We start from the raw sequence: 13,568 nt of genomic DNA, 5'->3' as shown, positions 1-13,568 counted from the left end.
CCGATTCAGCCGGGCAGGCGGCACCAACCCTGCCGGTAGTCCGTCCAGTCCTGGGGTCTGGCCGCGAAATCCACGTACAACGCCACCCCGAAATTCGCCCGGTCCGCGTCGGCTCGGGTCAGGCCGAGCCGGATGCCGCGGACGGCGGCGGCCACCGTTTCCGAGGACCCGTCGTGGCCGGGGTCGTCGGCCCAGAACGCGGGTGCGCCCATGAGCAGGTCGACCTCGTGTGGGGTCACCTCGGCGGCCAGTTCGGTTTGCTGGGCCAGGTATCCGCTGTAGAGGGCCTGGGTCGGCATCGCGGTGTCGTAGGACATCACCGCCACCTGCTCGACGCGGCGCGCGACCTCGGCGAAATAGGCTTGGCTCCACCATTTCCCGTGATCGACGAGCGCGATGCCCACCGAGTGCAGGCCGGGCAGCGGATCGATGACCGGGGCCGAGACCGACAGCGGGACCCCCGCCGCCGAGGTCACCGCCCTGGTCGCGTCGAGCAGCGCGAGGAAGCCCGGGGAGCCGGACCGGATCGGCTCCAGGTCGTAGTGGATTCCGTCGAAGCCGTATTCCAGGACCTGGCGCGCGGAGGCGACCACGCGGTCGCGCGACGGCGCCGATTCCACGTCCAGACCATCGAATTCGGGCCGCACGATGTCACCGAGCCACGACTGCACCCGCACGCCCGGCACCTTCGCGTGCACCGCGTCGACGAACCAGCGCGCCCGTGGCGCCAGCTCGTCGCGCAGGCTCCCGTCGTGTTCGAGCGGGCCGGTGTGCACGTAGAGATCGCGGATACCGGTGCCCGCCAGCAACGTCGCCAGCCGGTCGACATCGGCGTCGGTCTTGCGGCCGTCCACCCACGCGTGCCCGAGCCAGAAGGCGTCCTTGCCCCGGGTGCGCGCGTGCTCGGACTGCTCGCCGATGTTGTGCGCCAGCAACGCCGTCACCACCCCCGCGACCGGCAGCGACACCACGGCGAGCACCACGAGCACGAGCACCGCGCTCCGCGTCCACCACGACCACTTCCGCCACATCCCCCGCATCGCGGCCTCCCTCTCGCCCGAGACCCCAGATTACCCGCAGGTACCGATCCGCAGATTTCCGGCAAACCGACAGCCCGTGAAAAGCTGTGCGCCGCTGTATAACTGAACGGAGCACCATGAAATTCGCCGTCACCCTGGGATCGGCCGCCCTCGCGGCCTTCGCTTTCGCGATCGTGACACCGGCCGTGGCCACCGCCCAGCCGTCGGGCAACTGCCACAAGTCCTACTCACCCTGCCTACCGATCGTCAGCGATGTCGACTGCGAGGGCGGCAGCGGGAACGGACCGGTCTACACCGGACGCGTCCAGGTGATCGGGCCCGACGAGTACGGCCTCGACCGTGACGGTGACGGCATCGGCTGCGAGTAGCACGAAAAAAGGGGGCGTGCGATGCGGTGCATCGCACGCCCCCTTTCCTGTGCGGGGTCAGCGGTCGATATCGGGACTGCCGGGGCCCTCGCCCGGCTTGCCCAGGTCGGGCCTGCCTTCGGGTCCGCCCGGCGTGCCGTAGCCCGGGCTCGTGCCGGGGGTGCCATAACCCGGCTGACCACCTTCGGCCGGACCGCCGTACCCGGGCTGCCCACCCTGCGCAGGGCCACCGTAGCCAGGCTGACCACCTTCGGCCGGGCCACCGTAACCGGGCTGACCGCCCTGAGCCGGACCACCATAGCCGGGCTGACCGCCCTGAGCGGGGCCGCCATAACCGGGCTGACCCCCCTGAGCCGGACCACCGTAACCGGGCTGACCGGGGTACCCCGGCTGCCCGTACCCGGGCTGACCCGGCTGACCGAATCCGCCTGCGGGCCCGCCGTACTGCTGCGGGTAGCCGGGATCGGCGACGGCGGTCGCGGCGCCGACGACCGGTCCGCCGGTCACCACCCGGTACGCGTAGGTCGAGGCGATGATCGTCAGCGGGACCGTCACCAGCAGGCCGAGACCGCACAGCAGCGCGCCGACGATATTGATGCCGAACAGCGCCAGCGTCAGCAGCAGCAGGGGTCCGGCATTGCTCGAGATCGCCGAGAAACTCGATTTGATCGCCGTCACCGCATCCTGGTTCCGGTCGATCACGAATTGCATCGTCCACCAGGTGAAGAAGGCGATCACCAGACCCGGCAGGATGCACAACACGAAGCCGATGCCGGTGGCCAGACCGACCAGAATGCCGGCCAGAATCACCGCGCCGACATTGGTGAACTGGAAGAAATCACCGAATCCCGGTTTGCGCCCATCGGTTTCGTGCAGCGCGCCGCGCACGAACGCGGCGGAGATCAAATAGCCGATGACGGCGCTGACGACGGTGCCGATGAACTGCCAGATACCGAAGCCGATGCTGATGCCACCGTCATAGTCGGTATCGGTCGTGTTCCCCAGGCCGAACAGGAAGTTGATCGCCACCTGGATGACGAACGCGATCAGCACGATCGCGATCCACACCACCGCGTTGTTCTTGAATTTGTCCCAGCCGTAACCGATGGCGTCGCCGACACCGAGTTTCGGCCCCGCCGGTGGATACCCGGGTTGCTGCTGTCCATACGTCATCCGAATCGCATCCCCTCACCTTGTGCGACGACCGAAGCCGCCGATATGAGTCTTCCGATCCGGCGCCACGGTCACGCCGATGGGTCCGATCATTTCACACCACCCGCCCCACGTGCGGTTTTCCTGCGCCGAGCCCGGCACAGCGGGGAATTCGGCCGCCCAGGCCCACGGGAAAACGGCACGGTGTTTCGACGGAATCAGCGGTGCAACGAATTCGACACGATTACCGGCCGGATCGTCGGTGCGGAATGCGGGAAACTCGGCGGGAAGAACCGCCGCACCGAACACCCCGGCGCGAGACCGGGGCGAACGGGTCGCGAAGGGCTACTTCTCGGCCTCGGCCCGCTTGGGCAGCTTCCAGCCCGGGCGCGGGAAGTGGCAGGTGTAGCCGTCGGGGTAGCGGATCAGGTAGTCCTGATGCTCCGGCTCGGCATCCCAGAAGGTGCTCGCCGGGGTCACCTCGGTGACGACCTTGCCCGGCCACAGGCCCGAGGCGTCGACGTCGGCGATGGTGTCGATCGCCGTGTGGCGCTGGTCCTCGTCGAGATAGAAGATCGCCGAGCGGTAGCTCGAGCCGATGTCGTTGCCCTGACGATCCTTGGTGGTGGGGTCGTGGATCTGGAACAGGAACTCGAGCAGGGCCCGGTAGTCGGTCTGCGCCGGGTCGTATTCGATCTCGACGGCCTCGGCGTGGCCGGGGTGGTTGCGATAGGTGGGGTGATCGTTGCTGCCACCGGTGTAGCCGACCCTCGTCGACAGCACGCCCGGTTGACGGCGGATCAGATCCTGCATGCCCCAGAAGCATCCACCGGCCAGAATCGCCTTACGGGTTTCGGTCACGCGTCCTCCTTCATAGAGCTCCACGGTCGCACAGAACGGCCACAACCGCCTCTATGGAACTCCCCTGTCGGCCCCGGAATTCCCGCCAGTAGGCTCGCCGCGCGAGCGATACCTCAGGAACGTCCATGTGTGCCCCAGCGTCACCCAGGAAACAGGAGGAAGTCGGCGAAATGCCACGTAGCGTCGTTGCCCGGTATTCGATGATCGGACTGGCCGCAGTCGCTCTCACAGCGGGTGCGGTGACCACCGCGGGAGCCCATCCCGGCAGCGCCGACACCGTCGAGCAGACCTCGACCTGCGAAGCCAGACAATCGCGACAAAACGACCTAGCGCTACGCACGCCCGACCCGGCGGCCACCGGGCAGATCGACGCGGTCCTGCTCGACGAGTCCACCCGAAAGCCGATCACCGGCGGCGAGGTGGTCCTGACCGGTTTCGACGCCTGTGGCGACACCATCCACCGGCACCTGTCCACCGGCGCCGACGGACAGGTGAGCTTCCGCGGCCTGCAACCGGGCCGCTACCAGGTGAGGGCCTACCCCGGCGAGGCCACGGCGAAAACGGCCGCCACCGCCGATGTCGAACTGTCGACACCGACGCTGAAGGCACTGCAGTTCACGGTCGCCACCGGCCGCCGTTAGCCGCCGGTCGGGCCGGGTGCGCGCTGCCCGGCCCGAAACCCGGCGACACCGAGCACGCCCGCACGACCCGTGATACAAATCACCCCAGAGTGAGAAGGGGTGGTTTCCGTATGGAACCAACAGCCGCGCAGCGGGCAGCGCTGGGCTTGATCTGTGACACATTCCTGCCGGGCGACGAGTTCGGACTACCGCCGGCGACCGAGCTCGGGACGGTCGACACGATCTTCCGGATCCTGGGTCGCAATCCGCGGGAAGCAGATCAGAAGCAGCTGGCGATGTTGTTGGGGCTGTGGGATTCCCGCGTCTTCGGGCTGCTGACCGGCAGTGGCCCGCGCCGGTTCTCGTCGCTGTCGCAGCAGCGTCGCGAGGCCGCGCTGCTGCGGCTGGCCGATTCCGGGCTGGCGCCGGCGCGCGCGGTGTTCCAAGCGCTCAAGCAGGCCTCGCTGCTGGCCTACAACGTGACACCCGGCCCGACCGGGACCAACCCGCTGTGGGAGAAGATCGGCTATCCCGCCCCGACCGGGCCGCTGGCGGATGCCCCCGCGCCCGCGCTCACCCCGCAGCGATACGCCGAAGCGACCACCCTCGACTGCGATGTCGTCGTGGTCGGCTCCGGCGCCGGTGGGGGCGCGGCGGCCGCGGTACTGGCCGAGGCGGGCCTGGACGTGGTGGTCCTCGAACGCGGAAACTACTACGACGACAAGGATTTCGGCCACGGCGAGCTCGACGCGCTGACCAGCCTGTACGCCTCGGGTCCGCCCGCGTCGGCGGAGGGGCAGATCACGCTGGTGGCGGGGTCCTGCCTCGGCGGCGGCACCGTCGTCAACTGGAGTACCTCGCTGCCCACCCCCGACAACGTCCGCAAGGAATGGGCCGAATCGGGGGTCCCGCAGTTCGCCGACGACGAATTCGGTGCCGCGCTCGACACGGTGCAGCGCCGGATCGGGGTGACCGGCGGCCGGTCGCCGCTCTCGGCCCGTGACGGCATCCTCGAGCGTGGCGCCAAAGCGCTCGGCTGGGATGTCGACACCCTGCCGCGCAATGTCGGCGACGCCTGCGACGCCGCGGTGGAATGCGGTCGGTGTGGTTACGGGTGCAGGCTCGGCGCGAAGCAGTCGGTCACCAAGACCTGGCTCCAGGACGCCGCCGGGTACGGGGCGCGCCTGGTGGTCGACGCCGATGTCCGCACGATCACGGTGAAAGCCGGTCGAGCGGAGTCGGTCTCGGCCCGCACGTCCGACGGTGTCGAGATCACGGTGCGGGCGCGCGCGGTGGTCGTCGCCGCGGGCGCCATCCAGACACCGGCGCTGCTGCAGCGTTCGGGCCTGCGCAACAAGAACATCGGCAAGCACCTGCGCCTGCATCCCGCCGCCGCGGTGTTCGGGGTGTTCGAGGAGGAGATCCGGCCCTGGGAGGGCGCGTTGCAGGCGCGCATCAGCAGGCACCACGCCGATCTCGACGGCAACGGCTACGGCGTCATCTACGAGACCGGGCCGATCCATCCGGGTCTGGCGACCGGTTTCATGAGCTGGCGCGGCGCGGCCGCGCACCGGGACACCATGCTCGACTTCGCCCGCACCAACTCGATCGGCGTGATCACCCGCGACCGCGATCCGGGCACCGTCTCGATCGACGGCAGCGGCGAGGCCGTGGTGAAGTACCGGCTCTCCGACTACGACGCGAACCACCTGCACACCGGCATCGTCGGCGCGGCCTCGGTGCTCGAAGCCGCGGGCGCGCAGCGCATCTACTCGGGCCACCAGGCGGGCATCTCATTCGAGCCCGGCGTGCGCGGTTCGCTCGCGGAATTCGACGCGGCCTGCAAGAAGGCGGGCTACGGACCGGGCCGCTGCTCGCTGGGCGCGCTGCACATCATGGGCTCGGCCCGGATGGGCGGCAGCGCGGAACTGTCGGCGACCAACCCGGACGGCGTCACCTGGGATGTCGACAACATCGTCGTGGCCGACGGCTCCACCTTCCCCACCGCACCGGGGGTGAACCCGATGGTCACCATCGAGGCGATCGGCTACATGAACGCCAAGCGCCTGGCGGCCGGGCTCACCTAGCCGTCGACCCGGCGGATGCCGGCGAGGACGGCCCGCAGCACCCCGAGGTCGGCAGTGCCGACCGCGCGGTGCTGCGGGGCGCGGGCGATCAGCCTGCCCTCGTCGATCAGGTCGGCGATGAGCACCTTGGCCAGATTCAGTGGCAGTCCCAGGTGCGCCGACACCTCGGCCACCGCCATCGGGGTGCGGCACAGGTCGACGATCGCGGCGTACTCGGGTTCGGGCCGACGCAAGCGGGTGCCCGCGCCGGCGTCGACCAGCAGGGTCGTGAGGTCGAGTTCGTCGCGCTCGGTCCGGCCGCGCCCGCGGGTGACCGCGTAGAGACGCACGATCGGCCCGGCGTCCTCCTCGTACCAGTGTTCGCGTTCGTCGCTCATACGCGCGGGGAGACGGCGGGGAACTGGCCGGAGATCGGCGCGGACGGATCGCTCGCCTCGGCCAGCGCCGAGGGAATCAGCACGACCGCGCGCACCCCGCCGTAGACCGATTCCGACAGCCGCACCGAGATGTTATGCCTGCCTGCCAGTTTCGCGACGACGAACAGGCCGAGCCGGGAGCTACCGGACAGCGTCGCCACGCTGAACTCGGGTGGGTCGGCCAGCATCGCGTTGCGTTCGGCGAGATCGGCCTCCGGCATGCCGAGACCCTGGTCGGTGATCTCCACCGCCACACCGCGCCCGACCACCACCCCGGACACCACCACGTGCGCCTCCGGCGGCGAGAACGCCGTCGCGTTGTCCATCAGTTCGGCGAGCAGGTGGATCACGTCGGCGACCGCGTGGCCGGCGATGCGCACCTCGGGCATCTGCTTGGTCTGGATCCGGGTGTAGTCCATGCTCTCGGCGATGGCGCCGCGGACCAGTTCCAGCAGCGCGACGGGATTGCGCCAGCGCCTGCCCGGCTGCTCGCCGCCGAGGATGATGAGGTTCTCGGCGTTGCGGCGGGTGCGGGTCGCGAGATGGTCGAGCTGGAACAGCAATTCGAGCTGATCGGCGTTGCTCTCGTCGCGTTCGGCGCGGTCGAGCAGGGCGAGCTGGCGGTGCACGACGACCTGGCTGCGGTGGGCGATATTGAGGAACACGGTATTGATGCCCGCCCTGGTCTGGGCCTCGGCGATCGCCGCCGACACCGCGGCCAGATGCGCGCGGTTGAACGCGGCCGCGACCTGGCCGAGCTCGTCGGAGCCGAAGTCCAGCCGGGAGGTCTCCGCGCGGGCCTCGACCTGCTCGCCCGCGGCGAGTCTGCGCATGAGGTCGGGCATCCGCTCGTCGGCCAGTTCCAGGGTGTCGTGGCGCAACCGCCGCATGCGGGCGATGAACCGGTTGGCCAGTACCAGCGCCACGAGGAAGGCGGCCACCGCCAGCGCCGCGACGAGCGCGCCGCCGAGCAGGGCGTTACGGGTGTCGGTCTCCCCCTGCTGCCGGGCGATGACGTGGGCGTCGCCGCTCTGGTCCGCCCACAGCTTCTGCAACGCGAGATTCACGTGCCGGGAGGCGTCCTGCCAGCCCGCCAGGCTCAGTGGCAGCGCCGCGTCCCCGCGATCGTTGCCGACCGGACCGCGCGTCACCAGCGCGTCCTGCATCGAGGTCACCTGCTGCCAGTCCGCGCTCGCGGTGATCGCACCGAGCTGGGCGAGCCGGTCGCCCTTCAGCACCGTGGCCGAATAGGCCACCTCGCCACGGAATTCGCCGACCCGGTGCCCGAAGTCGGCCAGCTCGGCGGCCGACATCCGGCCGTTGGTCAAGGCCACCGAGCCGAGCGTGTCGGCCTGCGACAGCGCCTCGGCGGCGCGCAACTGTTCCACGCCGTAGCTCAGTTCGATGCCGATCTTCGCCTGCGGCGCCACCCGGGCGGCCAGCATCGACGCGGCGACGATCGTGCCGATCACCTGGGAGAAGAACGTGAACACCTGATCCGGCGGGATCTGGAGCGCGTCCACGCCGCCGCGCACCGTCGGCACCATGGCGAAGAGCTTGTTGTAGCCCTCGATGTCCTCGGCCGAACCGTCCGGATTGAGCTTGCGCGCGGCGTCGCCCTTGGCCATCACCGCGGCGAGCGCCTCGTCGGAGCGCTGGCGGGCGGTGACCAGGGCGGGCGTGGACGGTGGGTCACCGGCCAACCGCAGCAGCGACAGCCTGCGCTCCTCCTGGAACGCCGAGACCATCAGGATCGCCGGCGCGGTGGTGCTGCTCGCCAGCTCGGCCCATTCGGTGGATTCGCGCGCCGAGTCCACCAGATACACCGCCGCGCCACCACCGGTGACCAGCAGGATCACACTGGAGATCAGCACGATCGACAGGAGCCGGATCCGCACGCTCACCCGGCCGCGAACACCGCGCCCGCCCCACCACGATGTCCCGAGCAACGAGTTACGCCAGTTCTTCACACCGAAACTTTCCGCTCCCGGAGCCGCCCCGGCGCTCCGCTGCGTGCTGCGCCCGCGACACAGACGATCCGGCACGCTTGTCTTCGCGCCAGAGACTAACCGACCGGCCGCACCCGCGCGCGGTTTGCGTGGGACGCGAAAAAGCCCTCGTGTCAAGCAAACTCACAGCACCGCGACGGTGAACCGTCACGTGATCTCAGAGCGCGGTCGCGCGCACCCGGTGTCGCGTCAGATGGCTCAGCACGGACTGATTCGCCTCCCACCCGTCGGGGAACTTCACCGGCACCCCGAGATGGACCGGTTCGGCCGAGGGGTGCGCGTCGAGGAGTTCCGGGATGCCGGCGCGGCCGACCAGGATGCAGGCGTGCCGGTGCCGGGAGGCGAGCACGCACAATCGGCCCGCTTCGAGGTGGAAGGCGCTGGCGTCGCGGCGGCCCGAGAGCGGGTGCAGCACCAGGGTGACGTCGTACTCGCGGCCCTGGAGCCGGTTGGCGGTATCGACGGTGACCGGCTCGGCGGCGGTGCCGCGCAGGGCGGTCCGCACGGCGTCGGCCTGGTCGCGGTGGGCGGTACCGATGGCGACCCGGTCGGTGGTGACCGGGTGACTGCCCGATTCGGAGTGCGCGGTGGCGCCGCGCTCGATCAGCCGGGCGGCGATCGCGGCGAGCGCGTGCACCGCCTCACGGTCGGTGCGCAGGGTGTGCCGGGCGGGCAGTTCGTACCAGCCCCAGCCCGTCGCGGCCGCTTCCTCGAGCACCGCGTCGATCGATCCGCCGAGGCCACGGGTGGTGAAAGCCATCCTGCGGTCACCGAATCCGGTGCCGGACTCGAAACCGGTGAACGGGTAGAAGGCCTGCGAGACGACCGGCGCCGCGGTGGCGGGCAATCGCCACGACACCGGCAGCCGGTGGATCGGGATGTTGTCGTTGTTGGCGAGCATCACGCTCACCGCGCTCATCGTCGGATCCCAGGTGAGCCCGGCCCAGCGCGCGGTCTCGACGGTCGCGAACGGATCGAGCTGCCCCGGATCGCCGACGAACAGCCCGCGATCGAACCGGTTCGCGATGCGCAACAACATGTCCGAGCGCATCTGATACGCCTCGTCGATGATCGCGTGCGACCAGCTGCCCTCGGTGATGGTGGCCCATTTGGCGGCCGTCCCGATGACGATGGTGCGATCGGCCAGATCGCCGGGTTTGGTCGCGACGCGGACGTTGGCGTGCTGGTCGACCCGCTCGCTGGTGACGTAGGCGGTGCTGGACAGGCGCCCGATGCGCATTCCCGGGTCGGCGCCGGCGAGGCGGTCGATGAGGTCGTCGACCTGTTCGTTGGTCTGGGCGACGATCATCCGCTGGTCGTCGTCCTCGGCGAGCTGGCGGGCGGCGCGCACGACCAGCGTGGATTTGCCCGCCCCGGGCGGCGAGTCGACGACGATGGCGCGATGACTCGCGTCGCGCAGGTCGGTGAGAATATTCGCGACGGCCTCGTCCGGCGTGGTCACTGCAGCTCCTCCCCTTCGTCGTCGGTGGGCGGCACCCATTCCGGCGGCGGGCCGCCGTGCGTCCACGGGGTGTCCTCGCGTGCGGGCAGATTCAGCAGACCGTTGAACGGCGACGGCGAGAACCGGGCGAACCCGAGCGCCTCACCGTCGGTCGGCACCGAGCCCGGTTCGGCGACGAGCTTGCGGCCCATCCCACCCGAGAGTTCCAGCACCATGCGGTCGCCGTCGATCTCGACGACGACCCCACTCTGCTTGGGCCGCTCCACACAGGTCAGCTCCTCGCCGACGACCGCCAGGAACGGATCGGTGGTGCGAATGTGGATGTGCGGGCGCAGTTTCGGGCGCGCGCCCGAACGGTCGACACGGTCCGGTTCGCTGTGCACGACGGTGCCGCGAAACGCCGCCCCGGTGACCCGGTGCTCGAGCATGCGCAGCGGATCGTCGAAGGCGCACTGGGCCTGCAGCGCTTCCAGGGCGCGCTCGCGTTCGAGCAACCTGCGCACCGCGCGCACGGCGGGATCGCGCCGGGCCTGCGGCGTGCCCTCGGCGACCTCGGCCGCGAAATAGGAGAACGCGCCGCGATCGTCGGTCCACCGGTTCTCCACGCTGGCGCCCGGCGGCAGCGCGCGCAGCAGGTCCAGCGCGCGCCACATCAGCTGCCAGGTGGGTTCGAGCTGACCGCGCAGCGACCGCTCGAGCCGTTCAGCGGCGACGGCCCTGGCGTTCTCGTCCACGGCGGCGCTGTAGGCGGCGATCAGCGGCGCGAGTTCCTCGTTGTCGAAACCGGGATCGGTGGCCGGACCCGCGGGCGGGGACTGCAACGGGTCCTCGGCGATGGCCGCGGCTTGGGCGCCGGTGCGGCCCGGTGGCGGGTCGATCCAGCCCAGCAGCGCGGCGAGATTGCCGTCCTCGAGCGCGGATTGGCCGGTGGCCCAGTGCGCCGACAGCGCCGAGGTCATCGCGGGCAGCACCGCCGACCCGGGGTGTTCGGCGCGGTCGCCGAACCAGGTCAGCCAACGGCCCAGCAGGGGAATCGAGACGGGCACCGGGTTGTCGCCGTCGGTGCGGTGGAATCGGACCGAGCGGCCCAGCAGCTTGAGGAAGTTCACCCCGCCCTCGTTCGGCGTCCAGATCTGCGGTGCGTCCAGGCAGCGGGTGTAGCTCTCGCCCGCCTTGCTGGTGAGTTCCTCGCTCTCGGCCAGGAACGACGCGAGATAGGGCAGCACGATGTCGGCCAGCTGCTCGATGAACCGCAGCCGCAGGACCCGGTCGCGTGGCTGCGGCACGATCAGCACGTTCTGGTCGCCGCGCGCGGTGCCGATCATGATCGCCAGCGGTGCCGCCGCCTCACCGGCCAGCCGCAGCGGCACCGCGACCAGCGGCCGCTCGCCCAGGTGCAGGTGCCGCACCGCCGCGGTCGGCTGGGCTCGGCCCGCGCGGACGGCCTCGGCCTTGGCGAGGGCCGACAGCACGCTCATCCCTGCCCCCTGACCGTGCACACGGCCGCGCGCATCTGCCGCACGCTCATCCGGCGATCTCCAGCCGCAACCGGTGCGCGGTGCGCAGCATGGCGGTGATGTCGGCGTGCTCGGGTCCCGGTTGCAGCGTCCCGTCGGCCAGACCCAGGACGGTGTGCAGATTCTCGATGCCGCCGACCTCGTCGCACACGCCGCGGCCGAGCGCGTCGACCGAACCGCAGGTCCTGGCCTCGTCGCGGCAGGCGAAGGCGAGCTCGCAGCTCGACATGCACTCCGGGGCGTAGCGGGCGGGAATGGCCGCGATCGTCTTCTCCAGGTCCTCCCCCGGCGCGAAGGTGGCCTCGGGCGGCAGCAGTTCGAGCAGTTCGGGAATGGCGGTGAGCCGGGTCAGCTGCCGGGACACGACCGCGAGCTGCTTGCGCAGGTCGACCAGGGCGGCGGTCGGCCGGTTGGTGAAGTCCTTCGCGCACACCAGGATCGTGTTGTGCGAGACCAGCTCCGGTGACTCGCCGATCTCGGTCATCAACTCGCGCAACGCGATCACATACACCGCGGACTGGCGGGCGGCCGCCGCGACCTGGGCCGGGTCGGCCTGCCCGTCGATCACCGGGAACGCCTTGATCTCGACGACGTGGAACTTGCCGTCGAGCTGCACGGCGACCACGTCGGGCTCCAGGTAGGCGGTGGCACCGGCGATGTCCAGACGCAGCATCGGATGGTCGAACAGAGTGCCGTCGCCCGCGGCGATCGTCGACTTCAGCAACTGCCGGGTGCGCTGATACCGCACGGCGTTGCCGGTGTTCTCGCCGACCGAGTTCAGGTCGTGGTAGGCGACTTCGGGGATGGTGAGGCCGAGCTTGTCGCGCAGCAGCGCCAGCAGTTCGGCGCAGCCGTTGGCCTTCACCATCGATTCGAAGGCGTTGCCACGGGTGATGGCGAACTGGGACTGACCGAACTGTGGTGGGAAACCGAGCGATTGGGCGATCACGGTCTTGTCGACCGCGGCCGCGTCGAGCAGGGCGCGCCGGGCGCACCCGGGATTGGCCGTGAGCGCGGCGATGGTGCGGGCGTTGTGCCTGGTCGCGGGCGCCGCGCCGCGCAACTGGTCCAGCTGTGCTGCGAGAGTGCTCATTTCACCTCGATTCGTCGCCGGTCGGCCACCCCGAGCCGAACCCCGAATAGTTGGGCGGCCGGATCGGCCAGCTGTTCGGACGCCCGGCGCGCGGCCGCGATGCGCTGCCGTGCGTCCTCGTCCTCGTGGACGGCCAGCTCCCGCCGGGCGGCCTCGATCACCGCCGCCGGGTCCAGTGTGTCGGGCGCGCCCGACACTCCGGGAATCGAGACGGCGAGCCGCCACAGTACGCGCTGTCCCGCCTGCGTCGCGGCAGGCTGCGCCGCGAGGTGGTCGGCCAGTCGGATCGCCGAGATCAGCAGGCCGACACGCGGACTCAGCGGACCCACCATCCGGCGCTCGAGCGGCCAGGAGCTCACCGCGAGCAATCCGCGCGCCTGCGACAGCAGATCCGTCGTGAGCGCCGCGCACAGGTAGTACGGCCGGGCATACGGCGCCGAACGGAACGAGCGTTCCTCGTCGCGGCGCAGGCTGGTCAACCGGGCGGGCAGGAGTTCGCCGGAGAAGAACGCCTCGTGCACGGCCAGGACGAGTTTGGGCGAGGACGGCACCGACAGCAGCGTCAGCGCGCGGTGCACGTGCTCGCGGACCGGCACGGCGGGCGCGTCGGCCCGTTCCGGCGCGGCGGCGGGCTCCGGGATCGACCCCAGGACGACAGCGTCCCAGGCGGATTCGGTCTTGCGCAGTTCCGCGCGCAGCTGCCGGGCGGTGGCGCGATCGCCGGACGCGGCGGCCCGGCGCACCTCGGCGCGGAGGTCGGCGATGCGCGCCTCCAGCTCCTCGGCCGTGTCCGTCACGAGCGTGAGCGTATTCAGCAGTTCCAGTGTTGTCCAGTGTTTGCCAGTATTCACCACCGGATTGCCACGTGGACCACATCGAGGATCCGCCCCCGTAGGCCGCGGTTGCCAGAATTTGCCACCGCCGTCGTCGAGCGCCGCGCTGC

General features: G+C 70.4%; 13 protein-coding genes. 3 read left to right on the top strand and 10 right to left on the bottom strand.

Features of this window, described 5'->3' with window-relative positions; translation table 11 throughout:
* Positions 1–5 precede the first annotated feature (5 nt).
* Positions 6–1,040: a hypothetical protein gene (locus ACIO52_RS25970; protein ID WP_402647494.1), complete on the bottom strand. Its 1,035-nt coding sequence runs from the start codon at positions 1,038–1,040 to the stop codon at positions 6–8.
* A gap of 116 nt (positions 1,041–1,156) precedes the next feature.
* Here ACIO52_RS25970 and ACIO52_RS25965 point away from each other — a divergent pair, with 116 nt between their 5' ends.
* Positions 1,157–1,408, top strand: a complete 252-nt coding sequence (locus ACIO52_RS25965; RefSeq protein WP_218717143.1) for an excalibur calcium-binding domain-containing protein — start codon at positions 1,157–1,159, stop codon at positions 1,406–1,408.
* 57 nt (positions 1,409–1,465) lie between these two features.
* On the opposite strand, the gene ACIO52_RS25960 is transcribed toward ACIO52_RS25965, so the two are convergent.
* Genes ACIO52_RS25960 through msrA form a run of 3 tightly spaced genes read right to left on the bottom strand, consistent with a single transcriptional unit; the run spans position 1,466 to position 3,421 of the window.
* Positions 1,466–2,581, bottom strand: a complete 1,116-nt coding sequence (locus tag ACIO52_RS25960) for a hypothetical protein (RefSeq protein WP_308248397.1) — start codon at positions 2,579–2,581, stop codon at positions 1,466–1,468.
* A 15-nt stretch (positions 2,582–2,596) separates the two neighbouring features.
* A complete protein-coding gene (locus ACIO52_RS25955) occupies positions 2,597–2,869 on the bottom strand; it encodes a hypothetical protein (protein ID WP_402647490.1) in 273 nt (90 codons plus the stop codon).
* Positions 2,870–2,905: 36 nt separating this feature from the next.
* The gene (msrA, locus tag ACIO52_RS25950) at positions 2,906–3,421 is read right to left on the bottom strand and encodes a peptide-methionine (S)-S-oxide reductase MsrA (protein ID WP_402647487.1); all 516 of its coding nucleotides are present in this window, start codon (positions 3,419–3,421) and stop codon (positions 2,906–2,908) included.
* A 239-nt stretch (positions 3,422–3,660) separates the two neighbouring features.
* Here msrA and ACIO52_RS25945 point away from each other — a divergent pair, with 239 nt between their 5' ends.
* Both ACIO52_RS25945 and ACIO52_RS25940 read left to right on the top strand, forming a co-directional pair.
* A complete protein-coding gene (locus ACIO52_RS25945) occupies positions 3,661–4,062 on the top strand; it encodes a hypothetical protein (protein ID WP_402647484.1) in 402 nt (133 codons plus the stop codon).
* Between the two features lie 110 nt (positions 4,063–4,172).
* Positions 4,173–6,128, top strand: coding sequence for a GMC family oxidoreductase (locus ACIO52_RS25940; protein WP_402647481.1), 1,956 nt, complete (start codon positions 4,173–4,175; stop codon positions 6,126–6,128).
* Here the strand turns inward: ACIO52_RS25940 and ACIO52_RS25935 are convergent.
* The 6 genes from ACIO52_RS25935 to ACIO52_RS25910 all read right to left on the bottom strand — a co-directional run bounded on the left by ACIO52_RS25935 (position 6,125) and on the right by ACIO52_RS25910 (position 13,422).
* A complete protein-coding gene (locus ACIO52_RS25935; protein ID WP_402647478.1) occupies positions 6,125–6,505 on the bottom strand; it encodes a DUF742 domain-containing protein in 381 nt (126 codons plus the stop codon). The genes ACIO52_RS25940 and ACIO52_RS25935 overlap by 4 nt on opposite strands.
* On the bottom strand, positions 6,502–8,514 hold the full coding sequence (locus tag ACIO52_RS25930) for a nitrate- and nitrite sensing domain-containing protein (RefSeq protein WP_402647475.1): 2,013 nt from the start codon (positions 8,512–8,514) through the stop codon (positions 6,502–6,504). Before ACIO52_RS25930 ends, ACIO52_RS25935 begins: the two co-directional genes overlap by 4 nt.
* 196 nt (positions 8,515–8,710) lie before the next feature.
* Positions 8,711–10,015: an AAA domain-containing protein gene (locus ACIO52_RS25925; protein WP_218717150.1), complete on the bottom strand. Its 1,305-nt coding sequence runs from the start codon at positions 10,013–10,015 to the stop codon at positions 8,711–8,713.
* Positions 10,012–11,493, bottom strand: coding sequence for a hypothetical protein (locus ACIO52_RS25920; RefSeq protein WP_316573285.1), 1,482 nt, complete (start codon positions 11,491–11,493; stop codon positions 10,012–10,014). The genes ACIO52_RS25925 and ACIO52_RS25920 overlap by 4 nt, the downstream gene beginning before the upstream one ends.
* A 46-nt stretch (positions 11,494–11,539) precedes the next feature.
* Entirely contained in the window at positions 11,540–12,625 is a 1,086-nt protein-coding gene (locus tag ACIO52_RS25915) for a hypothetical protein (RefSeq protein ID WP_218717152.1), read from the bottom strand.
* The gene (locus tag ACIO52_RS25910) at positions 12,622–13,422 is read right to left on the bottom strand and encodes a hypothetical protein (protein ID WP_342801343.1); all 801 of its coding nucleotides are present in this window, start codon (positions 13,420–13,422) and stop codon (positions 12,622–12,624) included. The genes ACIO52_RS25915 and ACIO52_RS25910 overlap by 4 nt, the downstream gene beginning before the upstream one ends.
* Between the last annotated feature and the right edge of the window lie 146 nt (positions 13,423–13,568).

Source organism: Nocardia sp. NPDC087230, from assembly GCF_044744725.1.
Taxonomy (GTDB): Bacteria; Actinomycetota; Actinomycetes; order Mycobacteriales; family Mycobacteriaceae; genus Nocardia; species Nocardia canadensis.
Note: the sequence above shows the minus strand (reverse complement) of the source record. Positions and strands in the feature narration are given on the sequence as shown.

Bases quoted from the DNA above. Each gene is read 5' to 3' on its own strand.
- ACIO52_RS25940 (WP_402647481.1), top strand. From the start codon at position 4,173: ATGGAACCAACAGCCGCGCAGCGGGCAGCGCTGGGCTTGATCTGTGAC.
- ACIO52_RS25915 (WP_218717152.1), bottom strand. From the start codon at position 12,625: ATGAGCACTCTCGCAGCACAGCTGGACCAGTTGCGCGGCGCGGCGCCC.
- ACIO52_RS25965 (WP_218717143.1), top strand. From the start codon at position 1,157: ATGAAATTCGCCGTCACCCTGGGATCGGCCGCCCTCGCGGCCTTCGCT.
- ACIO52_RS25920 (WP_316573285.1), bottom strand. From the start codon at position 11,493: ATGAGCGTGCTGTCGGCCCTCGCCAAGGCCGAGGCCGTCCGCGCGGGC.
- ACIO52_RS25970 (WP_402647494.1), bottom strand. From the start codon at position 1,040: ATGCGGGGGATGTGGCGGAAGTGGTCGTGGTGGACGCGGAGCGCGGTG.
- ACIO52_RS25935 (WP_402647478.1), bottom strand. From the start codon at position 6,505: ATGAGCGACGAACGCGAACACTGGTACGAGGAGGACGCCGGGCCGATC.
- ACIO52_RS25960 (WP_308248397.1), bottom strand. From the start codon at position 2,581: ATGACGTATGGACAGCAGCAACCCGGGTATCCACCGGCGGGGCCGAAA.